The organism is Streptomyces avicenniae, from assembly GCF_000719135.1.
In the GTDB taxonomy this organism is placed as follows: domain Bacteria; phylum Actinomycetota; class Actinomycetes; order Streptomycetales; family Streptomycetaceae; genus Streptomyces; species Streptomyces avicenniae.
The window spans coordinates 1-413 of the sequence record NZ_JOEK01000040.1 but is presented as its reverse complement, the minus strand read 5'-3'; the positions used below and the strand labels follow the sequence as shown (position 1 = coordinate 413).

Genomic DNA, 413 nt, shown 5'->3' with positions numbered 1-413 from the left:
GCGTAGTAGGTGCCCTGCGCGTACCAGCCGTGGACGTACAGCTTGACGCTGGTCTGCGAGGCGCCGGTGGTGAAGGGCACCTTGAGCTGGGTGTACGCGGAGGGAGAGGAGGCCCAGGTGGAGGCGCCGCCGTCGACGCCCAGGTACACGTAGGAGCCGCGCACCCAACCGCTCAGGGTGTAGGCGGTGTCGGGCCGCACGGTCACGGTCTGGGCGCACTGGGCGGTGTCGGCGGAGGTCACCGCGCCCGCGAGGGCCCTGGAGCCGCCGTGCACCGGGGAGGAGACGACGGAACCGAGGTTGCCGGAGCAGGACCAGGGGGAGAGGGAGCCCGACTCGAAGCCGGGATTGGACAGGACGTTGGCCGCGTGGGCCGTGCCGGGCACCGCGAGGGCCCCGGCCAGGGCCAGCGC

Annotated in this window: 1 protein-coding gene; it reads right to left on the bottom strand. The window is 73.4% G+C overall.

What is annotated here, in order from left to right; translation table 11 throughout:
* Positions 1-413 (bottom strand): carbohydrate binding domain-containing protein (locus IF27_RS29655; protein WP_190233156.1); only part of this gene is annotated, 413 nt, incomplete at both ends.